Origin of the sequence: Methanoculleus formosensis, assembly GCF_025384765.1 — an archaeon.
Lineage (GTDB): Archaea > Halobacteriota > Methanomicrobia > Methanomicrobiales > Methanoculleaceae > Methanoculleus > Methanoculleus formosensis.
Window position 1 is genome coordinate 162,342 of record NZ_VHLL01000001.1, and the last position, 21,387, is coordinate 183,728.

Annotated in this window: 24 protein-coding genes; 18 read left to right on the plus strand and 6 right to left on the minus strand. The window is 60.1% G+C overall.

Annotated features, from left to right (window positions below):
• Positions 1-316 precede the first annotated feature (316 nt).
• The 3 genes from FKB36_RS00925 to FKB36_RS00935 all read left to right on the plus strand — a co-directional run bounded on the left by FKB36_RS00925 (position 317) and on the right by FKB36_RS00935 (position 2,611).
• Positions 317-1,048, plus strand: a complete 732-nt coding sequence (locus FKB36_RS00925; protein ID WP_261596148.1) for a hypothetical protein — start codon at positions 317-319, stop codon at positions 1,046-1,048.
• Between the two features lie 66 nt (positions 1,049-1,114).
• On the plus strand, positions 1,115-1,639 hold the full coding sequence (locus FKB36_RS00930; RefSeq protein WP_261596149.1) for a hypothetical protein: 525 nt from the start codon (positions 1,115-1,117) through the stop codon (positions 1,637-1,639).
• A 117-nt stretch (positions 1,640-1,756) separates the two neighbouring features.
• Complete coding sequence (locus tag FKB36_RS00935) at positions 1,757-2,611, plus strand: hypothetical protein (protein WP_261596150.1); 855 nt, start codon at positions 1,757-1,759, stop codon at positions 2,609-2,611.
• 70 nt (positions 2,612-2,681) lie between these two features.
• Here FKB36_RS00935 and FKB36_RS00940 read toward each other — a convergent pair whose 3' ends face one another.
• From FKB36_RS00940 to FKB36_RS00955, 4 genes are all read right to left on the minus strand, one after another.
• A complete protein-coding gene (locus FKB36_RS00940; RefSeq protein ID WP_261596151.1) occupies positions 2,682-3,155 on the minus strand; it encodes an ArsR/SmtB family transcription factor in 474 nt (157 codons plus the stop codon).
• Positions 3,156-3,280: 125 nt separating this feature from the next.
• Positions 3,281-4,096: a hypothetical protein gene (locus tag FKB36_RS00945; protein ID WP_261596152.1), complete on the minus strand. Its 816-nt coding sequence runs from the start codon at positions 4,094-4,096 to the stop codon at positions 3,281-3,283.
• Between the two features lie 26 nt (positions 4,097-4,122).
• Positions 4,123-4,899, minus strand: a complete 777-nt coding sequence (locus tag FKB36_RS00950; protein WP_261596153.1) for a PepSY domain-containing protein — start codon at positions 4,897-4,899, stop codon at positions 4,123-4,125.
• Between the two features lie 15 nt (positions 4,900-4,914).
• Positions 4,915-5,607: a hypothetical protein gene (locus FKB36_RS00955; RefSeq protein WP_261596154.1), complete on the minus strand. Its 693-nt coding sequence runs from the start codon at positions 5,605-5,607 to the stop codon at positions 4,915-4,917.
• A gap of 466 nt (positions 5,608-6,073) precedes the next feature.
• Here FKB36_RS00955 and FKB36_RS00960 point away from each other — a divergent pair, with 466 nt between their 5' ends.
• The 11 genes from FKB36_RS00960 to FKB36_RS01010 all read left to right on the plus strand — a co-directional run bounded on the left by FKB36_RS00960 (position 6,074) and on the right by FKB36_RS01010 (position 16,107).
• The gene (locus FKB36_RS00960; protein WP_261596155.1) at positions 6,074-7,435 is read left to right on the plus strand and encodes a hypothetical protein; all 1,362 of its coding nucleotides are present in this window, start codon (positions 6,074-6,076) and stop codon (positions 7,433-7,435) included.
• A 171-nt stretch (positions 7,436-7,606) separates the two neighbouring features.
• Positions 7,607-8,056 (plus strand): hypothetical protein, encoded by a 450-nt coding sequence (locus FKB36_RS00965; RefSeq protein ID WP_209727672.1) that lies wholly within the window; start codon positions 7,607-7,609, stop codon positions 8,054-8,056.
• Positions 8,057-8,083: 27 nt separating this feature from the next.
• Positions 8,084-8,530 carry a hypothetical protein gene (locus FKB36_RS00970; RefSeq protein ID WP_261596156.1) on the plus strand — a complete coding sequence of 149 codons (447 nt, stop codon included), beginning with the start codon at positions 8,084-8,086 and terminating at the stop codon, positions 8,528-8,530.
• A gap of 562 nt (positions 8,531-9,092) precedes the next feature.
• Positions 9,093-10,040 (plus strand): hypothetical protein, encoded by a 948-nt coding sequence (locus tag FKB36_RS00975; RefSeq protein ID WP_261596157.1) that lies wholly within the window; start codon positions 9,093-9,095, stop codon positions 10,038-10,040.
• Between the two features lie 263 nt (positions 10,041-10,303).
• Positions 10,304-11,230 carry a hypothetical protein gene (locus FKB36_RS00980; RefSeq protein ID WP_261596158.1) on the plus strand — a complete coding sequence of 309 codons (927 nt, stop codon included), beginning with the start codon at positions 10,304-10,306 and terminating at the stop codon, positions 11,228-11,230.
• A 52-nt stretch (positions 11,231-11,282) separates the two neighbouring features.
• Positions 11,283-12,302, plus strand: a complete 1,020-nt coding sequence (locus FKB36_RS00985; protein WP_261596159.1) for a hypothetical protein — start codon at positions 11,283-11,285, stop codon at positions 12,300-12,302.
• Positions 12,303-12,514: 212 nt separating this feature from the next.
• Positions 12,515-13,342 carry a hypothetical protein gene (locus FKB36_RS00990; RefSeq protein ID WP_261596160.1) on the plus strand — a complete coding sequence of 276 codons (828 nt, stop codon included), beginning with the start codon at positions 12,515-12,517 and terminating at the stop codon, positions 13,340-13,342.
• 165 nt (positions 13,343-13,507) lie between these two features.
• The gene (locus FKB36_RS00995) at positions 13,508-13,981 is read left to right on the plus strand and encodes a DUF4367 domain-containing protein (protein WP_261596161.1); all 474 of its coding nucleotides are present in this window, start codon (positions 13,508-13,510) and stop codon (positions 13,979-13,981) included.
• A gap of 220 nt (positions 13,982-14,201) precedes the next feature.
• Positions 14,202-14,546, plus strand: a complete 345-nt coding sequence (locus tag FKB36_RS01000) for a hypothetical protein (protein WP_261596162.1) — start codon at positions 14,202-14,204, stop codon at positions 14,544-14,546.
• A complete protein-coding gene (locus tag FKB36_RS01005) occupies positions 14,543-15,130 on the plus strand; it encodes a hypothetical protein (protein ID WP_261596163.1) in 588 nt (195 codons plus the stop codon). The genes FKB36_RS01000 and FKB36_RS01005 overlap by 4 nt, the downstream gene beginning before the upstream one ends.
• A 74-nt stretch (positions 15,131-15,204) precedes the next feature.
• Positions 15,205-16,107 carry an ADP-ribosylglycohydrolase family protein gene (locus FKB36_RS01010; RefSeq protein ID WP_261596164.1) on the plus strand — a complete coding sequence of 301 codons (903 nt, stop codon included), beginning with the start codon at positions 15,205-15,207 and terminating at the stop codon, positions 16,105-16,107.
• Position 16,108: 1 nt separating this feature from the next.
• Here the strand turns inward: FKB36_RS01010 and FKB36_RS01015 are convergent, their stop codons facing one another.
• Positions 16,109-17,296 (minus strand): RNA-guided endonuclease InsQ/TnpB family protein, encoded by a 1,188-nt coding sequence (locus FKB36_RS01015; protein WP_261596165.1) that lies wholly within the window; start codon positions 17,294-17,296, stop codon positions 16,109-16,111.
• A gap of 164 nt (positions 17,297-17,460) precedes the next feature.
• Between FKB36_RS01015 and argC the strand changes: the two genes are divergently transcribed.
• From argC to argB, 4 genes are read left to right on the plus strand one after another with little or no spacing between them, the layout of a single operon-like run.
• Positions 17,461-18,447: an N-acetyl-gamma-glutamyl-phosphate reductase gene (argC, locus tag FKB36_RS01020; protein WP_261596166.1), complete on the plus strand. Its 987-nt coding sequence runs from the start codon at positions 17,461-17,463 to the stop codon at positions 18,445-18,447.
• 15 nt (positions 18,448-18,462) lie between these two features.
• Entirely contained in the window at positions 18,463-18,945 is a 483-nt protein-coding gene (locus FKB36_RS01025) for a CBS domain-containing protein (protein ID WP_261596647.1), read from the plus strand.
• Positions 18,942-20,081 (plus strand): bifunctional glutamate N-acetyltransferase/amino-acid acetyltransferase ArgJ, encoded by a 1,140-nt coding sequence (gene argJ / locus FKB36_RS01030; RefSeq protein WP_261596167.1) that lies wholly within the window; start codon positions 18,942-18,944, stop codon positions 20,079-20,081. Before FKB36_RS01025 ends, argJ begins: the two co-directional genes overlap by 4 nt.
• Complete coding sequence (gene argB / locus FKB36_RS01035) at positions 20,078-20,947, plus strand: acetylglutamate kinase (protein WP_261596168.1); 870 nt, start codon at positions 20,078-20,080, stop codon at positions 20,945-20,947. Before argJ ends, argB begins: the two co-directional genes overlap by 4 nt.
• 72 nt (positions 20,948-21,019) lie before the next feature.
• On the opposite strand, the gene FKB36_RS01040 is transcribed toward argB, so the two are convergent.
• Entirely contained in the window at positions 21,020-21,304 is a 285-nt protein-coding gene (locus tag FKB36_RS01040) for a chorismate mutase (RefSeq protein WP_261596169.1), read from the minus strand.
• Positions 21,305-21,387: the final 83 nt, after the last annotated feature.

Sequence of the window (21,387 nt, forward strand, 5' to 3'; positions counted from 1 at the left end):
GGGTGCGGCTGTCCGGGGCTGTGAGGTGTCGACGGATCCTGTCTCCAGGGGCAGGAATTATTGTCCTGCCATAAGAAGGTTTATGGTGCGTTCGGTTCCAGCCGAACGATGGCTGCCGATTTTATATGTTCTAACGACCCAGAATCGAATCGGGTGCCGCGTGCGGTACCCGCTTGTGTGCGGGGGGTTGCCCATCCCCGGTTGGCGCCTGGATGACGCGCCCCGCTAGCCCGGAGGCAAAGGGAACGTAAGCGTTCTGCGTACTTAAACGTGTGCCTCTCCTGCCTCTGGGAAAAGAACCTGGAGGAAAAAACACATGAACGGAAAAATTGGACTGCGGGCATTCTCCATGCTCCTGGCGGTAATGCTGGTGAGCGTGGTTTTGGTGCCTGCGGTGAGTGCTTCAGACTTCAAGAGTAAAGATGAGCAGATGTCTAACAGATCCGCTAGCGAGAAGGCTCTTGTCCACTTTGGGGATCTGACAGAGATGAGAATCGCTGATGAGAAAGAGGTCTACGCGAAAATCCCCTCTTCGATAAAGAACTACGATTTAGTAGTCTTTTACCTGCCGAAAATCCGTGAACATCTGCTTCGTGGTGATCAACTAACAGTGTATCTAGAAGGGCAGCCTTACACGATGGATCTACAGGAAACGACGATTGATACAGAAGCTATTGCTACAGGGATCCATTCCTTTACCGGCAGTCTCACTGGTGTTGAAGATAGCCAAGTGCTTCTTACGGTTGGTAATAACGTTCTGCTGGGCAGAATTGTTATTGATTACACCGAATATTTCATCGAAAGCACCTCAATGCAAGATTCGAAACCGTCAAGTGCGTTCTTACAATATGTGTACTCATCAAAAGATATTGTCCCCGAAGGCGACACGATCCCCATCGACTTCCATCCTCTTTCAACTCATGCAATCGACGAAAAAGCATATGCGCTGAAGAAAATGCTTGAAGAACAGGCTGATTCGCGTGCAACCGTCACTGTGAGAGTCCTTGTTGCTACCGATAGCCAATGGATGGCAGACGAGCCTGATTAGCAGGACACAGCGGCAGCCATCATTCAGTATTGCAATTATGACTTTAACACTCTCGGAGTGAACATCGTGCCCATATATGATACATCGAAGGCGCAACAGCTCTCCAACGATCCGCAGATTATCAACTCTTCACTCTCAACATTCAAAAAATATTTCCCCGAATCATACCTAAATTCGAAATCCGCAGATCTCGGCTTGTATTTAGGCGGTTATGACTCCATCGAATTTGAAGGGGTTGGATCTTCAGGGGGCTATGACTTCCCCTGCCTTTGCAGATATGCATGGGCGCAAATGGCAGATGATCCCTCTACCTATGACGCTGTGCTCAAAGACAGAGCGGTTGTAACCATGCATGAATTAGGACATGCTTTTGATGCGGCCCATGAATATGCACCCAACCAAACAGAGACCTATACCAGAGCTTACCAATTTTACGAACATAACAGGTACTATCAGACCGTTATGTGGGGCTGTTTCATGAAAACCGCCTGGCTGCAATTTTCGGCAAACGATGGCTTTTATGGCGATGCCAACCATGATAACTCGCGGAGAATTACTGAAACGAAGGGTGTTGTCGCATCCTATTGCTGAGGTCGGGAATCAACTTCCCCTGTTGGTGGTGAGTATAGGTGCCGGCAATAGTTCCCGGAAGGGGTGGAGCGGGCTTGCCCCTCACCCCTCAGAACAGATCGCATGTGGTGTACTGAAATGATCCGAAAAAATCCCCTGCTCCCGGCTCTGCTTCTGGTGGTCGTGGCTACGGTGCTGGTGGCAGGTTTTGCGGCGTTCGGGCCCGGCACGGAGGTCGCCGGTACCTCAACCCCGCAGGAGCTGGTCATGGTCCATATCGACTCTTTCACGGAGAAGAGGGACGCCTCGGCCCGGGATCCCGGCGACCTCGGGATCTCGTCGTCGATCCGGCGCTATGACCTTGCGGTCTACGATACGCAGGCAATCCGGGACCACCTGCTCCGCGGCGAATCACTGACCGTGTACATCGCCGGGCAACCCTACAAGGTGGACCTGCAGGAGTCGTTGCACGACCCCGAATCCCGCAGTGCTGGGAGGCACTCCTTCTCCGGCACGCTTGACGGGGGCGGAGCGGCGCTTCTGACCATCAGCGACAGCGTTCTTCTCGCCCTGTTCAGGATCGGCGGTGTTGAATACTACGTGGAGAGCACAGGACAACACGATACCGTATTCCCAGAGAGGATTCTCCACTACGTCTACTCTTCCGCCGACGTCGTCCCGGAAGGCCCGCCCGCGATGTTGAGCGGCTGCTACCTCATACTGCACAATATCAGCAACGGAAAGGCGGAACATTACGGGTTCGAGCTTCCTGCAAACTGGACCGAGGCCGACTTCCGGAGCGCCGGGTACGAGATCGCCCAGCTCACCGATGCCGATCTCGCCGAACTTCCCACAGTGAATGAAACCCTCCATAGCGGCGGCCTGGAGGTGCTGCTATCCGAAGACGAGGCGGGGCGTATCGCAAAGAGTTACCGGGGGAAGATCGTGGAGTATCGTGGGAGTTACTATCTGATCGACTTCATTGTAAGTTAATACCGGGAGTGAGGCAGGGGATTCCGGCCCCACAGCCCGGGAACAGGCGTTTGTGCGACTGGGAGAGAAACTACGCCGGTATAGGGGAATTTCTCCGCCGGCACCACAGCGCAAGGTACCAGAGCGCGATCGTTATACAGAGGAGCGCCTCGCCCGCGTAGAGGAGGAGGGGTTCCCGGACGACGCTTCCCCCCTGGATGGTGAAACCGTGGAGAAATGATGTCACGCAGAGCACCCCGGCCGTCATGGCAACCAGGGACGTGCCGAGGAGGAAGACGATCCGGTGATCCCTCCCGGGATGAAGGATCCGCCGCCCCCTCTCCGTCAGGGTGTAATCCCGCCATTTCCGGGCGTTCTCGTGCGTCACCAGGTCCGCGTCGGCCAGGACGGCGAGGTGCTCATGAACGGTCGACTTGGCAAGGCCAAGCCGATCGGCGAGCTCGCTCATCGTCATCGGCCGGGTATCGAGCGATTTGAGGATTGCGACCCGGACGTCGGAAGCGAGAGTGGTGATATCGTCCCGGTCGAGCGTGACATTTTTCATGGTCTGGTCTGGAACAATCAGGTATTCTTCCGTCGGGAGTGAAAAGGGTTCCGAAACGGTCTCGGGGTTCTTCCCGGGTGAAACGGGGCTTCGGGCCGGTCGGACGGGTAGAATTTGTCCTGGAGTCATCTTGCGGTCATCGTCGGTAACGGGATGATCGGGGGCGCATCCGCGCCCTGCACGATAACCACTGCATATCCCCGGGGAAGGCGGGCCCTGTTGTAGTTGGGGTCCGGAGTAAAGCCGGGGTCGGGCCCTTCTTTCCAGGAGGTGTTGGAACCCGGTATGGTGACGGTCACCCGCCGGAAGTCGAAGGTGATCGGCGTGTCGTTCGGGGTCGTGATGGTGTACGGGGCGGCAAGATCGATCGTCAGGTAAAGGATCTCCTCCGGGCCGGGCTGCGGAAGGTCCGCCGTCACCCGCACTTCGCGCCACTCCCCGGCGGCGAGGTCGTCGACGGGCAGCGAGGTCGAGGCGCCGGGGAGGACATCCCCCTCCGGCGACCCGGTGGTGGTGTTCAGGCTCGCGGTTTCCGTCGTCACGGCAAGATCGGCACGTGCGCAGTCTTCGCCCGCGAGGTTCCGGATGAAGAAGTCGAGGCTGATCCTGTCGCTCTCGATTGCGATATCGGGAGTGTACCGGATATCCTCCGGGCGGGCCGGATCGAGGCTGTAGCGGTCACCGAGGGAGAGGGTCTGGCTCCAGGCGGTAGTATTCTGCAGCTGCCAGGTCTCGTTCGTCCCGTCGTAGACGATCACCGGGCTCTCGTAGGGGCCGCGGTACTCGAACCCCGGTCCGGACGGCATCATCCAGTTTACCCGCTTAAGCGGTTCCTGCACGTGCTGGTGCCCCGGGGGGAAGGCAGCGAATATGGCGAGGTTCGCCGCAACGAGGAGGAGAACGGCGGCAAAGCCAACCCATACCCACGTCTTCGAGTGCATTGTATCACATTAGGAAAAGAGGTGATTTAGAGGTATGGACTCACCATCAGCACTTCTCCGGTCTGTGCGTCGATAACGACAAGCCCTCCCTGGAGAACGTGGTCCTCTGGCTCGCCTCTCATCGTAATCACCCATGTCAGCGTCTGTACGTCCGGTCGGGTGTACTCGACGGAGAGGTCGGCCGTTGCACCGGTCACCCGGATTCCCGGGAACTGCCCGGCTACGATCTTCAGCGCCTCGTCCCGGGAAAGTTTCGGCTCAAGCGGGCATTCGATCCCCCGCTGGATCCCGATGTACGAGACGATCTCGCCGGTGCTCGGGTTAAGGTTCACGACGACCGTGTTCGGCGTGAGGACACCGCTGATCTCTTCTCGCCAGATGTACGAGTACTCGCTGCCCGCATCACCGTGAGAAACCAGGTCCGATCTGGTAAGCTGCATACTCTTCTTCGCAAAGCCGCTGTACTTCTCTTCGGCGTAGGCCCTTGCCGCTACTTCGGCTGCGGCCCGATCCAGCCGGATATCCTGGCAACCCTTCCGTGCGGAATCGAACGTGGCACGTTCGATCACCCCGGTCCGGGCGTTGACGTAAACCTGTCCGTCTCCGGTACCAAAGACATAGTACTCTCCCAGATTCAGGCGTTCAGTCTTCTGGTACTGGACGGTTGCGTCGGGTGCGTTAAGAAAGTCCTGTGCTTTTCCTTTCGCGGTATCCACTCCGATTGGAGCACTGGCGCCAGTTGCCGACACGATCGAGACCGCGACGACGAGGCATAGCATTGCAACAATGTATATCCGTTTCATGATTGAATCATCCCATTAATAGACCCCATAGCGAGCGGGAGTGAGACAACTGTTGTAACTGCCGGAGATCTCGTAGGTGTCCACTCCATGGTAACCGAACGGCCAGTGCAAGTAGCAGTCGTCCTTTGCATTGCTTGCGGCGCTTGCAACGGTCTCCCCGTTTCGCAACCGGTCCCAGAAGCTCCCGGACCAGCACTTTCCGTTTTCGACCTCGACCTCGCCGTCGAACCCCAGGCAGATGTCTGCGCCTTTGTTCATGGTCTGCTGGAGAAGATCTCCGTTGTAAGGGTTGTAGTGGGACGTATGGCAGGCGAGGTAGACCGCGAGCAGGACGTCCCTGATGTCGGTCCCGTAATCAGATATGTAATACTGGTAGTTTCCCGGGTAGTGGCCGTCGGTGTCGGCCAGTATCCAGGATTCCGAGGAGAACTTTATTCCACCGCCTTTGTGCGAGTCGTCGTAGTAGAGGCCGTGGCCGTTGAAGAAGAACACCGCATCCGACCTGAACTGATTGTACGCTGTCGATGCGTGTGCATTCGTGGACGACGAGCTGGAGTAGTACATCGCTGCCTGATCCACCCGTGCGTCGTAGGCCGTCGGCGTCGTATCCGAACAGTCATAGTTGTGCGCGGGTGGTGCGGCGCTGGCGACAGCAGGCAGAGCCGCGAGCAGGAAGAGTGCTGCCAGCATGTAGATCCATGGTTTCATAAGTATCCCTCAAGGAGCGCCCGGGCGTTCCTGCACCCGGAACTAAACCCGAATTCGAGGGGGAATCTTATAAAACCCGCTGTCGTCGTTCGGTTCTGGCCGAACAAATCTTAAACTTTGCGATCTGCTGCGTGACGGCATGGATGAAGGTGAGGCTGTTCGGGACTGTGATGTGTTGTCGGCGGGTCTTGCCTTCAAGGGCCGGGATCATTATCCCGCCATAAGAAGGTTTATGGTGCGTTCGGTTCCAGCCGAACGATGACTGCTTATTTTATATGTTCTAAAGACTCAGAATCGCATTAGGTGCCACGTGTGGTGCCCACTTGTGTGCGGGGGTCGCCCATCCCCAGGTCTGACGCCCTGGATGACGCGCCCCGCAAGCCCGGAGGCAACAGGATGTACACATTCTGCGCACTTAAACGTGTGCTTCTCCTGCCTCCGTGGACCGAAACTGGAGGAAAACGAAATGAACGGAAAAACTGGAATGCGGGTATTCTCCTTGCTCACGGCGCTGCTGCTGGTGGGCGTGGGGGTTGTGTCTGCGGTGAGCGCCCAGGATGTCACAGGGACCCTTCCCGCAGATAGCAGCGAGCCGGTCCTGGTCATCGGGGATTCTATGGATGTACTCATCACGGGTACTACATCGGTATCCGATATGCGAGCATCCGGAATCAACGCTCCAGAAGAGCTGAATATCCCGAAGGGCATTACCCGGTACGATCTCGTGACGTTCGATCATGCTGCACTGAACAAGCAGATACGGGGTGTACTCCCCCTCCGGGTCCACGGCAAGGAGTACCAGGCCGAACTGCACAGGATGGATTTTGAGCAGATCGACGACGGCATCGACTCGTACGAGGGGGTGATCGTCGGCGTTGGCGGGAGCGATGTTCTCCTGACGACCGGGGAAAACGCCCTTGTCGGGAGTGTAACCTTCGGTAACGAAACATTCTGGATCACCCCGGTCGAGTCGCGAGCGCGCGCAAAGGGAGAAGCATCGCCTCTGCATGTCATCTACAGCTCTCGGGATATTGAAAATCCTGAAAAATGGAGTCTTATCGACTACGGGACGCTCACGCCCCCGGAAGGATACACTCCGATCGAAGTTCCCGAGAATCTGGAATCTTCCATGAGAGAACTCCAGGACCAGTATGCCACGGTCAATCTGCTGGTGGTTACCGATAACCAGTTCTACCAGGATCAGGACAACTGGAAAACAGTCGCTCAGGATATCGTAGCCGAAGCGAACCGGCAGTTTGACCGGGACGATATTAGGGTGACGCTCTGTGTAATGGCGTATACCGATTCAAAGCGGGTTCAACTCTCAAACCATTCTAACATCACGAGCAACCCCGTTGTTGCGGTCCAAGCGATCTATCCGAACACCGACCTTGATCTCTGGGCCGCAGATATTGCACTGTATGTTGGTGGTTACGATGCAGACGGTTCTGCACAGGGGGCTACTTACGGCTACTACCCATATCATCATCGGCATGCCTGGGCTCAGATGGTCCCTGACGACATCTTGTACCTGGGTACCACACACGGCCGCAGGTGCGTGAGCATCCATGAACTGGGGCACCTCTTTGATGCTGGTCACCAGGAGCTGGATGAAAACCGGACGATCCCGTCTTACCGTAGGGCCTACCAGTGGTATCAACCGTTTTCTCCTCCCCTCAACCTCAAGAATACCGTGACATACAGTTACTTCAATGAGTTGATGAGTACCACTGAATTTTCATCGGACGACTACCACGGGGATGCCGATCACGACAACGCAAGGAGAATCCGGGAGACGAAATGGACAGTTGCGAACTATCACTCCTGATGGGAGCCGATGCGAGTCTCACCCCTACCACCTTTTTAAATTGTTACCGGGTGATTTGGTGGTACGGAAACCCCGGGCAGCATGCGTCAGAAAAGAAGAATGGGGGCCGCCGGAAGGATCTGGGGCGTTCTCTTTCTGGCAGGATCGGGCGAAAGGGATAAAGGAGGTCACATGAAATCGAAACATGACAGACGTTTGGTTATCGAGGGGGTTCTGGCGTTCATCGGCGTCATCCTCCTCGTTGCGACGGTTGTGCTCACGTGCACCGCCCTCTTCAACTGGCTCGAAGCAAGCGGTGGATCCCCGAGATTGGACGTCTGGGAGATCAGGGGCGAACTGCCGCCGGAAAATGCATCGATCATCCACCTGACCGAGAAAGACTTCGAGCAGCACCCGGCGCTCGACTCCGCAATCCGGGGCGACAACCGGGGTCCCGGTGCCTGGTATTCGGGAGACACACCGTACGGTGTCCTCGACGAGCGAACGATTGGGAGCGCTCCGGTGACATACCTGGAACGGGAAGTACTTATCGAGTCGTTTGGTCCCGATGTCGAGGCGAGAAACCAGCCGTACATCGAATACGAGGGTGCGTATTACTACTTTCTCATCCTGATCCCCTAAAATCGGGTCAAAACAGGTGCTATTGGAATGGAAGAAGATAAAAATCCGAAATCAAGGAACCGGCTCAAAACGGCGGCCCTCGTCGTCGCCTGTGGTCTTGCCAGCGTCATCGCCATCGCGCTCGGCCTCATGCTCGCCGACGCCCTCATCATCTACGCTCACGAGAGTTCTGGGGAACAGCCGATGTTCTACGTTATGGAGAGAGCGGAGCCGGGGGGAAGCGTGATCGTTCCCCTGACTGAGCAGGACTTCGAACAGCACCCCGAACTCGCCGCAGTCATCCGGGGTGAGGAGCGGAACCCCTCGGCGTGGGAGTGGGGCTACCGGGATCAACGTGTCATCGGGGGAACTAAGGTCTCGTACACGGAGAGCAAGGCGCTCCATGATGCCTACGGTCCCCGAGAGGGGAGGGGGCTGTACCCGCTCATGGAGTACGAGGGTGCGTATTACGTGGTCCTGACGACATGGCCCTGAAGGGGAGTCCCCGTCGCCCGTGCTCGATATGCATCGCCTCTTTCCACGGGGGAGGCAAGTCGGAGGAAGTGAACTGAACCACAACATCAGTCTGGGCGTCACCGCCTGGCCTCGGGCCACCCTATCCCGCTATTATCCGGCCTTAGAGGCCGACTGGGGGAAAATCTCGGGAGGTACCATTCTCCCCCCTCAGCGAAGAAAAGGTTTGGGTTTTTCTGTTCCGAACCGGTTCTCCAGAGATCGGGTGAGTGCATCCTTTCGGGCACATCCCCTGGCGGGGACGGGGGCACACTGCCGTGCGATCGCCCCACAATGAGAAGGTTTAAGATGATTTCGGAAAAAACCGAACGATGGCTGCTGATTTTATATATTCTAACGACTCAAAATCGCGTTGGGTGCCGCGTGCGGTACCCGTTTGTGTGCGGGGGTCGCCCATCCCCGGTCGACGCCCTGGATGACGCACCCCGCAAGCCCGGAGGCAAAGGGAACGTACGCATTCTGCGTACTTAAACGTGTGCCTCTTCTGCCTCCGGAAACCAAAACGAGCAAAGAGGTAGAAAACATGGAAAAAAGAATCGGAATGCGAGCTCTCTCTATGCTCTTGGCAGTAATGCTGGTGAGCGTGGTGGTGCCTGCAGTGAGTGCCTGGACGGAAAACGATCCGATCTGTATCGAAGATCAAGCCAAAATCCAGGGGTTATTCAAACCTATCGACGAAAACATCCGTGTGATTACCGCAGAGGATTTAATGGTGTCCGATCGTGCGAGTTCAGTGAGATGTTCTGAATTGTTATCGGAAATCATGGAGAAATATGACCAAAACCTTGAGGACATTATCTCTATTCTGGAGAAGACCACAGATGTTCAACCTGACGAGAAGGACCGAACCGTTCTGAAGGAAGTGATTGTCGGTGAGCATTTCAGACGAGTGTGTGACGAAATACTGATGGAACAGCGTGATCTTCGGGAGGAGGACGCTCTGATCGTCCAGCCGCAGATCCTTGGTGTTGCGGATTGTCAGGAAGATATGGACAAGATGCTTGCAGAAACAGACAGGTGGGATACGTTCATCCTGGCCCAGTGCTCGCCGGATGTGTACGGCGGAACCGGACTTGACGGTGCAAATCTACCTTACTCAGTAAATGGAGGCAATAACCTCTATGAAGTGGGTGTCTGGCCTGGCAGCCCGACCACATATCAGCTGCGCTATTATGACGAGGATCACCCGAGCCCGGTGACGGATATCGAGTACGATGCATTCAGGCTTTTATATTACGGGACTCTTGAAGACCGTGCCTTGTTTGATGTAACGGGCTCCCAGATCTACTTCAATTATTGTTGGAATGATGGTTACACATATGCCTGGCTCTACGGAATTCATGGGTATCAGTACAGGCCCAAGACCTCCGTGATCTACACCAGCAATATCTGGAACCATGATATCGACACTTACAACAGCAACCCGAATATCGGGCAGCTTGTCATGTCGGTACCCTACATTCAACAGTAATCTCTTTTTTAGTTTGAGTAAATGAGAAATTGGGAAAACAGGCTGTAATTATGGAGACCACAACCTTTCACTATCCCCGAAGAAGTGCAATGTATGCAATACTCATTCTTCTTTTAGCGCTAACCATACCGTTCTTTGCCGGATGCATTGACAGGGGGCATAGAGACCTCACTCTGGACACATGGGTCCTCAAGACCGATTCGGACGGATCCCTCCAGTGGACTGCGATCATTGACGGCGACCCAAACGGCAGAGGGCAGGCGATGATTCAGACCCGCGACGGCGGGTACGCAATCACGGGCACGGGAACGAACGCCGATGGGAACGGCCCGGTCCCCCGCATCGTTACTCTCGACGGAGACGGGAATGTCATATCAACCATGACCTTCGGTACGTCGCCGGATTACGGCAGCTCGCTGGTCGAGGCACCGGACGGCGGATACGTCGTTGCCATGTATTCTGGGTTTCTAACACGGGTGGATGAAAATGGGAACGCCCTCTGGAGCACGCCGCTCGGCGGGGGGAGCGACTGGTGGAAGGTCGTCGGGGCGCCGGACGGGGGGTATGCCGCAGCCGGGGATGCCAGGATCGTCAGGGTAGGCGAGGACGGGGAGATCGCATGGACTGCAGCGTTTGAAACCGACCGGAACGTCGGTACGATCGCCGCGGTACCCTTGAGAGGTTTCATCGCAGGAGGGACCGCCGGAGCGGATGTATGGGTTGCGAGACTCGATGCCGAGGGAAATACCGTCTGGGACGAGACGCTCGGGAGCAGGTCGCGCGATGAACTCTACGTTGTCCGCATCTCTCCTGCCGGAACCTACGATCTCGTCTATGGCACTGTCCTGGATGCAGGGAATGAAACGGCTGACGGGCGGTTTACGGAGACGACCGAAGCCTCTCTCGCCGCGGACGGCAGATTGATCGGGGAAAGACCGGTAAATGTCTCCCGGGTCATCGTCGCGACGGAAGACGGTGGATACGCATATGCCGGTTTTATCGTTCCCGAGTTTATCGGACTCCAACCGCTGAGCTATCCGGGCTCTTCCCTTCACGTCATCAGACTCGATGGCGAGGGAATGATCGCGTGGGATGCATCGTACGACATCGGGGATGATAGATCGGTCGTCTCGATCATTCGGACGTCGGACGACGGGTTTGCTGTCCTTGGGAGCGTATATGATTTCTGAGCGCTATACTCCGTATCAAACATTTTTACAACTCACCGGGGAGCACGAACCGATGATACCAACTGAAAGAAACCTCCAGACCCTCGCGGCGGTTGCCGCGTTCATCCTGCTGACCGTCGCCGCCGGATGCCTCGACCGGCCGCTGACCCCGGGCCATCGTACGCTGGAAGGGGACGTCTGGGTGCTGAAACTGGACGATGCCGGGGACCAGGAGTGGTTCACTGTCATCGACAGCGGGAGGTTCGACGAAGCATTCTCCATCGTCGAGGTCCCCGACGGCTACGCGATCGCCGGTTCGGTCTCGGATGTAGGCGAGCTCCACCCGACGCCGCGGGTTATCCTCCTCGAGCGGGAAGGGGCGGTGGCATGGGATAGGACCTACCCGGCGTCGGAAGATCGCCGCGGGACGGGGATCGCGCCTGCCGGTCCGGGAGGGTTCGCCGTCGCGGCCTCCCGCGGCCTCGTCATCCTGACGGATGCAGAAGGGCGTGAACGGCACCGCACGGACCTTGCCGCGGGGGGAGAGTACTGGGCGATCGCACCCTCGGACACCGGGGGCTGGATCGCGGCTGGTGACGACCAGATTGCGAGGATCGACACTAACGGCAGCGTCGCCTGGCAGGAGCCTGCCGGAGGCGTGAGTCCCGATTCGATCCCGATTATCGTCCCGGCACCGGCGGGAGGATTCCTCGTCGCCGGGGAGGCAGCAGGGGCGCCCGGAGCCATCACAGCGGCGAAGTTCGACGACCGGGGCGCACCGGTCTGGAACACGACGATCCGCGGCGGCCCCGGGGAGCGATACCTCCTCTCGGCGGCGCGGCAGGACCCGGCCGGCGGTTACGGCCTGCTTGCCGGGGTCACAGGTGCGGAGCCGGCGGGAGTTCTGGAGGTCTCGCTCGGCGAGGACGGGAGCATTCTCCGGCGGAGCACGATCAACGCCTCATCTCCGGTGACCTGGACCCCTGACGGCGGGTACCTCTCGGCGGTCCTTGCCGGAAACGACTACGGCGCCGCCCTCCTCCGGGTGGAGAGGTTCGATGGGGACGGAGCCGCGTCATGGACGTCGACGTAGCGGCTGGACGAGTACAGCAGGGTCGTGGCCCTCATCCCGACGGCCGATGGCGGATCGGCGGTGCTCGGGATGTACATGAAGTACTGATGCGGGTGAGGGTGCCGATTTCTGAGGTGGAACCAATCCGGCAGGTCCCGACGCGTAGACGCGTGCCACAGAAATCGTTTATAGATGAATGTCGAGATCCCTCTCAACCAATGAGGTGACCGGGTATGCAGGCAATCAAAATACTCCTGATATTGGCGCTCCTCCTCCCGGCGGGTTCCGCCGCCGCTCCGGCGCCCTCCACCGGGGGCACCACGAACTGGCTCGATACCTTCGACGAGTGGGCCGGGCCCCGGGACATGTCGATGTACAATCCGGTCATTGAAACCCCGCAGAGGGTTCCGATCACTGAGGAGATCGCACGGCAGCACCCCGGTCTGATCCTGCTCGATGAGAACGTGACGTTCCCCGACGCCGGGTGCGTGGTGGCGCCGGGGCTGCCGTCCGGCCCTGCGATGCACGTGGTCATGACCGATCCTGCGTACTTCAGCCCGGTTCCGCCTGCCTCGCGGCCGAACCTCACAAGCCTTCCGCCCCTCCGGAAGTACGACCTCGTGACCGCCGACCCGGCGGCGTTCGTCGCCGACGCGGGTTTGGGGGGCCCGGTGACGCTCCGCCTCCCCGGCCGGGAGTTCGTGCTCGACCTCGAACCGGTGCCGGGCCCCGTTGCGGAAGACGCCCGGGCGTTCGTCAAGAACGAGTCGGGCACGTTCGCCGTCGCCCTTCCTTCTACATGGCGCTTTGAGGGGACGGTCGCCGGGGAGCCCGGGAGTTCCGCCGCGTTCACGGTCGGCACCGACGTGATCCTCGGGACGGTCCGGTGCGGCTCGACGTCGCTCGTCATCGACCAGGCCGGGACTGTCGAGGTCGGCGGAGAGCAGAAGATCGTGCACGCCATTTACGACGAGCGGGACGTCATATCGGCATGCGGCCTGAGCAGGCTCATTAATCCTTCAGTGAGCCTGATTGACGTTATGAGGACGCTGAAGGCTTAGCGGCACAGGTGCGCCGACACACCTTGCCGGGCGACCCGACGTGTAGCTTCCCGGCACAGAAAAGGTATAAGGGCCGGGGAGAAAGTCTCCCGGTGTGGATGCCGGAGCCGACCCCCCGCAAGGGAGCGCGGCTCTCTTCCGCACCGGATATCCCGAGGAACCATCATGAAGAATATTCTCCCTGCCCTTCTCCTGCTCTGCTGCCTCCTTACCGCTGCCGGCTGCACCGGCACCAAGGAGACCGTACCGGAACACGCGGGCACGCTCGCCGAGGCCCGCGAGGTCTTCGGCCCCGATATCCCCGAACCGTCCTACCTCCCGGACGATTACGCCTTCGGAAACGCCGTCCGCTCCACCGACGGCAGCATCACGCTTACCTACACCGGCACCGCCGGCGATCTCCGGGTAACGAGGCTCTCCTCTCCTGACACCACCTGCCCCGGTCCGGCGGTCGCCGGGAGCAAAGAGTGGATCGTCCAGGGTAACGGCATCCTGGGCCGATTGGTTTACGAGAACGACGACCGCTCGGAGGACTCTCTCTGGCTGTTCCGGTGGGAGTGGAACGACGCTGCCTTCTGCATGACGGGGAACCTCCCTGAGGATGAGATAACGAAGGTCGCCTCATCGATCGTCGAGTGATGACCGGAACGGCCGCGGCTCTGCCGGGGCGGGGACTCCTTCCGCCTCCCGCCGCGGCCCGGGTTCCCGGCGCATTACGGCTGGGTTTGGGTCGGAGATTGATCGGGCGGGCTCGACGTGTAGCCGCGCGGCACAGAAAAGGTTTATAGGAGAGCGTCGACGTCTCCACCGTGAATACCGGGATCGGTATCCCGGGACGCGCCGGCAGGTGAGAAGATCGATGAACGAAAGACGATTCATGAATAATACCGGCCGGAGAGGGTTGATCAGCATCGCTCTGCTGCTCTTCATCCTGGCCGGCAGCGGTATTGCGCATGCAGCCACGGCCCCGGGTGGAGACGTGCAGGCCGACCCGACAAGCGGTGGGGCATCGGCAGCCGATCTGGAGAATGCCCGGCAAACCGTCCTTGCGGATCCCGCAGATACGACGACGTATCACGGTTCCGAAAGTGCGTCCACCATCTTCTACAACCCCGTGCTCCTCGGGTGTGCTCTCGGGGCCGTGATCGCGCTCGCGGTTGGGTACTTCCTCGTCCGGAGGTCCCGCGGGAAGGACGCGCCGTGAGTCTGCTCATCTTTCCGGCCGTCGCCTTCGTCCTCGCGTGGCCGTTCGCTCTCATAACCCTGGTCGGGAAGCTGGGACAGGAAAAGCGGCGCCCGGCGGTTTCGCTCGGGATAGGGATCGTGGCGGTGGCGTCCGGCACGATCGCCACGGTTTACGCAGGCGCTCCCGCCGGCCCGCTGGTATCCGGGATAATCCTGCTCTCGATGGTTACGGTCTCGGCATCTGCCGTGGCGACAGCGTATTTTCTGTTCGGAAACGTTGCTATGAACGGCAGAAGACTATGTGCTGCAGCCGGATCGCTGCTCCAGGTGCCGTTCCTGATTGCCCAACTCGTGGGTCCCGATAAACTACCCGGCTCCGCACCGCCAGTCTTCGCGGAAAAATTGCCCTTCCTCGGCATACTCTTCGATGCTCTTGCAGAGGCGATCGGAACCGCCGGGGTGCCCGGGTATGAGGGGTTCTTCTCTTTAGGGTTGCAGGCCGGGCTGTACCTGGAGGTTCTCTTCGGTACAGCGGTCATCTGCCTGATTATGGGCATCGTGATGCGCAGTCTGGATGGGCATAAAACGGAGGGCCGGAGATAAACCCGGCCCGCCCCCGTTCTCCCCGCGCGTCGAACAACAACCCTTAAGACCAACCTTACGTAGATACTACGTAAATGCTCGACCAGTTCAAGGGCTGCCTCCTCGGGGCCGCCATCGGGGACGCGCTCGGCATGGCGCGGGAGAGTACGCCGCCCGACTTCCAGCGCCTCCACGAGGGCTACCGCCGTGCCTGGCGGGGACACCCGAACGCCGGGCTGAAACCCGGACAGTTCACCGACGACACCCAGATGATGCTTCTTATGGCCGGGATGCTCGCCGACGGCACCTACTCGGAGAGTGCCTACGCGGCCGCCCTTGCGAAGATGTACATGCACGAGGAACTCCGGTTTCCCGACGGCGCTGTGGACGCCGCGTGCCGCCACCTCCTCCTCTCCGGCAAACCGGGCGGTGTCGCCTCCAACACGGCAGGCTGCACCGGGATCGCCGTCCCGTTCGGCCTCCTCTACGGCGACCCCATCGACGTCACCGAGCGGGTGGTCCAGGCCTGCAGCATCACCCACACCCACCCGGCGGCCCACGCGGGAGCGGTCACCGTCGCGATGCTCGTCCACCACGCCGTCCGCGGCCGTTCGGACGCCCTCGCTCTTGCCGGGAAGCATGCGAGCCTCGAAGACGTCGCCCTCGGCAACAAGATCCGCGACGCCGTCCGCCTCGCAGACGAGGGGATCAGCCTCGAGAGCGCCCTCTCGGTGATCGGAAACGACGTCACCGTCTACCAGACCGTCCCGCTCGCCTTCTTCCTGATCAGCCGGATCAAGGACGTCACCGCCCTCCTCACCACCGCGGCGCACGTAGGGGGGAACACCGATACCATCGCGCTCATCTGCGGCGCATACGCGGGCGCCGTCTACGGGAGATCCGCCCTCCCGCAGGATCTCCTCGAAGGACTCGAGGGAAGAGACGAGATCGAGTCCGTGGCCGCCCGCCTCTACGAACGCTGCACCACAAAGCCGTGAACTACCCAGCGCTCTCGGGCGGGGCTTCCTGTTTCATGGCCAACACTTGCATCACAGAAACGTGATGTAGCGGTATTGGCTCCCCAGGCTCAAAGGGCTGTTCCATCCCCACGCGGTGGATATTCACCGCCGCATTGTAATCTCTATCGGCAACAAACCCACAATATGGGCAATCGTGGACTCTCACAGAGAGATCCTTTTTCACGATACTTCCGCAGTTTGAACACATCTGCGTTGTATTCCGGGGATCGATTTGAATGAAGTTCGTACCGGCACTTTCAGCCTTGTACGAGAGGTAAGAATAGAATCGTCCCCATGACGCACTGTGGATACTTCTCCGAAGCCCGCACGATTTGCCGTTCTCTTTCAGTTCCTTGATATTCAGGTCTTCGACGCAGATCGCTACGTAGGCGTCAACATACTGGCGGGAGAGTTTGTGCAGGAAATCGTTCTTCTGGTTCGTGATATGCTCATACACCTCCTCCAGTTTTCTTTTTGTCTTCTCCCAATTTTTCGAGAACCGTTGTTTCCGGGCAATATTCTGCTGTAATTTCCTGATCCGGTCGAGCGAGTGCTCATAGAACCGAGGGTTCTCAATTACCGCGCCGTCGCTATCGACCGCAAATGCGTTCAGACCAACATCGATCCCGACAGACCGCCCTTCACGCTTTGATTCAGAAGGCCCCCGCTCTGCCTGGATGATCACGTACCATCTATCACCAGAACGGGTGATCAGGATGCCCTTCACCTCCCCCGAGTATGGTCGGTGCATCTTGAATGGGACTGTCCCGACCTTCGAGAACGTGATCGAACGATGTCCACGGTCGATCTTGAACCCGGACTGGTTGTAGTTGAGTGTGCGGTACCGGGATGCACTCTTGAACCGGAGTTTGCCGATCGTGCGTCCTCTCTTCTTTGTCTGCGACAGAGCACGGATGTTACTCCAGAGAGTGTAGTTCACCATCTGAAGCACTTTGGAGTACACGTCCTTTAGAAATGGGTTCTTCTCTTTCAACGTGACGATCCGCGCCTGCATTCCTCGCATCGCCGGAGTGATCCCGGCCTCTCGTGCGGTAGTGCACTCTTCGAGGAGTTTGTTGTAGAGCCACCGACAGGTATCGAGTGCGGTATTCAATCGCGCCTCAGCGGTTGCATCTGGATACGCTCGATACTTGTAGGAAATAAGCATAGACAACGAGAGAGTTTATCCGAAAGAAGATATACGTGATCCGTGCAGGGCGAAAGTGGAAGATGGATGGCTCCGCTTTCATCCCCGGCCTAAAGGCCGGGAACTTCCCGCTTCGCCCCTTCAGCCCCAAAGCCTTAAGATTCTATAAAAGACACCTCTCTCTTATGGAAATTGCGATCATCGGTGCATCCGGATACACCGGGGGCGAACTGATGCGGCTCCTGCTGCAGCACCCGTCCGCGGACGTCGTCGCCGCGACATCCCGGAAGTTGGACGGCACCCCCGTCGCCTCGGTGCACCCCCATCTCCTGGGGCTGACCGATCTCGTCTTTCGGAACACCGAGGCCGGCGATATCGATGCCGACTTCGCCTTCCTCGCTGTCCCCCACACGGCAGCGATGAAGGTTGCCGGGACGCTTGCGGAGCGGGGGATAAAGACCGTCGACCTCTCGGCTGACTACCGTCTTGCGAAGGATGTCTACGAGAAGACCTACGGCGTGACCCATACGGCCTACTTCGAGGCGCCCTACGGCATCCCCGAACTCCACCGGGAAGAGGTCAGGGGAGCCGCCTTCGTCGCGAACCCGGGCTGCTTCCCGACCGGTGCGACGCTTGCGGCGGCGCCGCTCGCGAAACTCGCCCACACCATCATCTACGACTCGAAGACCGGGGTCTCGGGCGCGGGGAACACCCCCTCCGCGACCACCCACTACGCGAATGTCGGCGACAACTTCAGCGCCTATAAGTGGACGACCCACCGGCACCTCGTGGAGATGAAGCAGGAGGTCGCCCGGCTCGGCTCGACCGCCCGGTGCTACTTCACGCCCCACCTCCTCCCGGTGAACCGGGGCATCCTGACGACGGCCCACATCCTCCTCGATGAGCCGATGGAGCAGAAGGAGGTCGAGGCGCTCTACCGGAAGTTCTACGCCGACGAGTTCTTCGTCCGCTACCAGCGGCCGACCCTTGCGGCCGTCCGCGGGACGAACTTCTGCGACGTCGCCGTCGAGAGCGAGGGCGACCGGGTCGTCGCGGTCTCGGCGATCGACAACCTGGTCAAGGGCGCGAGCGGCCAGGCGATCCAGAACATGAACCTGATGTGCGGGTTTGCGGAAGACACCGGGCTCCGCTCCGCCGGGATGCTCCCCTGAGGTGATGAGATGGCAATGCTTGTCAGGGAGATCATGACTCCGGACCCGGTGACCGTCCGGGTCGACTCGCCGGTGAGCGAAGCGGCGGGACTGCTCAGGAAGTACCATATCGGCGGGCTCCCCGTGATGGACGGCGACCGGGTGGCGGGTATCGTCACCGAGACGGACATCCTCTCGCTCCTCGATGTCGGCGAGATCTCCGACGACCTCTGGCTCCCCTCGCCGCTCGAGATCATCGAGGTCCCGGTCAGGGAGTTCATCAACTGGGAGAAGACGAAGCGGGCGCTCACCGATATCGGGAGCCTGGAGGTCCGGCGCGTGATGAGCAGCCCGGTCGTCGCCATCGACGAGGATGCCGATATCACCGATGCGGCATCCCAGATGCTCCACGAGGGGATCGCCCGCCTCCCGGTCCTCCGCGACGGGCGGCTGGTCGGGATCGTCACCCGGGCGGATATCGTCCGGGGTATCGGGATGTCTTCGGAGGAGGGGTCATGAAGAGTATATGTGGAGTCGAGGGCGTCAGCGCCGCCGGGATCAAGGAAGGGAAATACGGGCTCGCCCTGATCCGGGCGAGCGGGACCGCGGCCGGGGTCTTCACCACGAACCGGGCCCGGGCGGCCCCGGTCGAGGTGATGATGGAGCGGATGCGCCGGGGGACTCTCGACGCCGTCGTCGTCAACAGCGGGTGCGCGAACGCCTACACCGGCGAGCGGGGCTACCGCGACGCCGTGGAGATGTGCGAGATCGCGGGCGGAGCGCTCGGCCTCGATGCGGAGTCGGTCGGTGTCGCGAGCACCGGGGTGATCGGGCGCTACCTCAACCTCCCGCTCATAACGGATCAGTGCGGGCGGGTCGCGCCGCTCCTTGCCCATAGTGCCGATGCCGAGGACGCGGCGGCACGGGCGATCATGACGACCGACACCTTCCCTAAACACGCCCTCGTCGAGACGGAGACGTTTGCCGTCGGTGGGATCACCAAGGGGAGCGGGATGATCGCCCCGAACATGGGGACGATGCTCGCGTTCCTCTATACGGACGCCGAGGTCGAGGGACCAGTGCTGCAGGATATCCTCCGCACGGCGACCCGGCGGTCGTTCAACCGGGTCGTCGTCGACGGCGACACGAGCACGAACGACGTCGCCTTCTGCACCGCGACCGGCGCCGCCGGGAAGGTGGACCGTGCCGAGCTCGCAACCGCCATCGAGGCCGTCTGCCGCGACCTTGCCGTCCAGATCGCCCGCGACGGCGAGGGGGCGACGAAACTCCTCGAGGTGACCGTCCGCGGCGCTCCCGATGAGGACGCCGCCGCAGAGGTGGCACGGACGGTCGTCGCCTCCCCGCTCGTCAAGACCGCGATCTACGGCGAAGACCCGAACTGGGGGAGGGTGGTCGCGGCCGCAGGGAGGGCCGGCGTGGCGTTCGACCCCTACGCCGTCTCGCTCTCGGTCGGGGATACGCCGCTCGTCCTCCGCGGCGAGATCGTCGCCGATCTCGTGCAGGCGAAGGCCGCGATGCGGGGAAGCACGGTCGCGTTCGACCTCGACCTCGCCGCGGGCGACGGATTAGCAACGGCGTGGGGGTGCGACCTCACGGAGAAGTACGTGGAGATCAACGGGAAGTACACGACATGAAACGAGAAGACGTGCTGATGGAGGCACTCCCTTATATCCAGAAGTTTTACGGCAAGACGATCGTGATCAAACTCGGCGGCCACGCGATGGTCGACCAGAACATCCTGAATACCGTGATCCGGGACGCCGTCCTCCTGCGCTACGTGGGGATGAAGGTCGTCCTGGTTCACGGCGGCGGCCCCGAGATCACCGCGAAGATGCAGGCGATGGGGAAAGAACCCAGATTCGTCGGCGGCCTCCGGATCACCGACGCCGAGACGCTCGAGATCGCCCAGATGGTCCTGGTGGGCAAGATCAACGCCGGGATCGTCGCCCTCATCGCAAACTGCGGCACCCGGGCGGTCGGGATCTCCGGCAACGACGGCAACCTCCTCATCGCCCGGAAGATGGAGCCCCAGCGGGTGAAGGTCGGGGAGACCGTCGAGGAGGTGGACCTCGGCATGGTCGGCGAGATCGAGGAGGTCGACCCCGAGTTGCTCAACGGCCTCCTCACCCAGAACTATATCCCGGTCGTGGCCCCGATCGCCCTCGACCGGCAGGGCCGGAACCTGAACATCAACGCCGATACGGCGGCCGCGGAGATCGCGATCGCTCTCAAGGCCTTCAAGTTGATCAACCTCACAGACGTCGACGGCGTGATGAACGCCGAACGGACGATGGTCTATCACCGCCTCTCGCTCGCTGAAGCGGAGGCGATGATCGGCGAGGGGATCATCGCCGGCGGGATGATCCCGAAGCTCGACGGGTGCATGAAGGCGGTCCGGAGCGGCGTCACGAGCGCCCACGTCGTGAACGGCAACAAGGAGCACAACCTGCTCCTCGAACTCTTCACCGACCTGGGCGTCGGGACGATGCTCACCCTATAACCCCTTTTTCTTCAGACCGTACCGCAGGGCCCGGGGCTTGCCCCTGGATCCCGGAAACCCGTACCTTCCCTCTCACGGCAGGTTGCCGTCGCCGCTGCATCCCCGCTGCCGCTCCTCGCTCATCCCGACCAGGAGCTCGAAGATGCTCCTGACGGCGACCGGGTCGATCCGGCTCTCGACGGCGTAGGCGAAGACCCGGTCGAGGACCGCCTTTCGTTGCGCTGGATCGTGGATGGAAAGCCCCTCCTCCTGCTTGATCCGGGCGATCCTCACCGCCAGCCTCTGCCGCTGTGCGATGAGGTCGATGATCCGTTCATCGATCTCGCGGATCTCGTTCCTGACGGCATCCAGAGTCATACTACATGATAGGCCGCGGCCGGGGAATAAACCTGACGGGCCCACCCGGGGAGAAAGATATTACCGTGCCGGAACAAACCTGA

Coding starts and splice junctions, on each gene's coding strand:
- argB (WP_261596168.1), top strand. CDS start 20,078: ATGAAACGAGAAGACGTGCTGATGGAGGCACTCCCTTATATCCAGAAG.
- FKB36_RS01040 (WP_261596169.1), bottom strand. CDS start 21,304: ATGACTCTGGATGCCGTCAGGAACGAGATCCGCGAGATCGATGAACGG.
- FKB36_RS00955 (WP_261596154.1), bottom strand. CDS start 5,607: ATGAAACCATGGATCTACATGCTGGCAGCACTCTTCCTGCTCGCGGCT.
- FKB36_RS00935 (WP_261596150.1), top strand. CDS start 1,757: ATGATCCGAAAAAATCCCCTGCTCCCGGCTCTGCTTCTGGTGGTCGTG.
- FKB36_RS00980 (WP_261596158.1), top strand. CDS start 10,304: ATGATTCAGACCCGCGACGGCGGGTACGCAATCACGGGCACGGGAACG.
- FKB36_RS00925 (WP_261596148.1), top strand. CDS start 317: ATGAACGGAAAAATTGGACTGCGGGCATTCTCCATGCTCCTGGCGGTA.
- FKB36_RS01000 (WP_261596162.1), top strand. CDS start 14,202: ATGAACGAAAGACGATTCATGAATAATACCGGCCGGAGAGGGTTGATC.
- FKB36_RS00995 (WP_261596161.1), top strand. CDS start 13,508: ATGAAGAATATTCTCCCTGCCCTTCTCCTGCTCTGCTGCCTCCTTACC.
- FKB36_RS01015 (WP_261596165.1), bottom strand. CDS start 17,296: ATGCTTATTTCCTACAAGTATCGAGCGTATCCAGATGCAACCGCTGAG.
- FKB36_RS01025 (WP_261596647.1), top strand. CDS start 18,463: ATGCTTGTCAGGGAGATCATGACTCCGGACCCGGTGACCGTCCGGGTC.
- argC (WP_261596166.1), top strand. CDS start 17,461: ATGGAAATTGCGATCATCGGTGCATCCGGATACACCGGGGGCGAACTG.
- FKB36_RS00960 (WP_261596155.1), top strand. CDS start 6,074: ATGAACGGAAAAACTGGAATGCGGGTATTCTCCTTGCTCACGGCGCTG.
- FKB36_RS00975 (WP_261596157.1), top strand. CDS start 9,093: ATGGAAAAAAGAATCGGAATGCGAGCTCTCTCTATGCTCTTGGCAGTA.
- FKB36_RS01010 (WP_261596164.1), top strand. CDS start 15,205: ATGCTCGACCAGTTCAAGGGCTGCCTCCTCGGGGCCGCCATCGGGGAC.
- argJ (WP_261596167.1), top strand. CDS start 18,942: ATGAAGAGTATATGTGGAGTCGAGGGCGTCAGCGCCGCCGGGATCAAG.
- FKB36_RS00950 (WP_261596153.1), bottom strand. CDS start 4,899: ATGAAACGGATATACATTGTTGCAATGCTATGCCTCGTCGTCGCGGTC.
- FKB36_RS00970 (WP_261596156.1), top strand. CDS start 8,084: ATGGAAGAAGATAAAAATCCGAAATCAAGGAACCGGCTCAAAACGGCG.
- FKB36_RS00940 (WP_261596151.1), bottom strand. CDS start 3,155: ATGAAAAATGTCACGCTCGACCGGGACGATATCACCACTCTCGCTTCC.
- FKB36_RS00965 (WP_209727672.1), top strand. CDS start 7,607: ATGAAATCGAAACATGACAGACGTTTGGTTATCGAGGGGGTTCTGGCG.
- FKB36_RS00945 (WP_261596152.1), bottom strand. CDS start 4,096: ATGCACTCGAAGACGTGGGTATGGGTTGGCTTTGCCGCCGTTCTCCTC.
- FKB36_RS00990 (WP_261596160.1), top strand. CDS start 12,515: ATGCAGGCAATCAAAATACTCCTGATATTGGCGCTCCTCCTCCCGGCG.
- FKB36_RS00985 (WP_261596159.1), top strand. CDS start 11,283: ATGATACCAACTGAAAGAAACCTCCAGACCCTCGCGGCGGTTGCCGCG.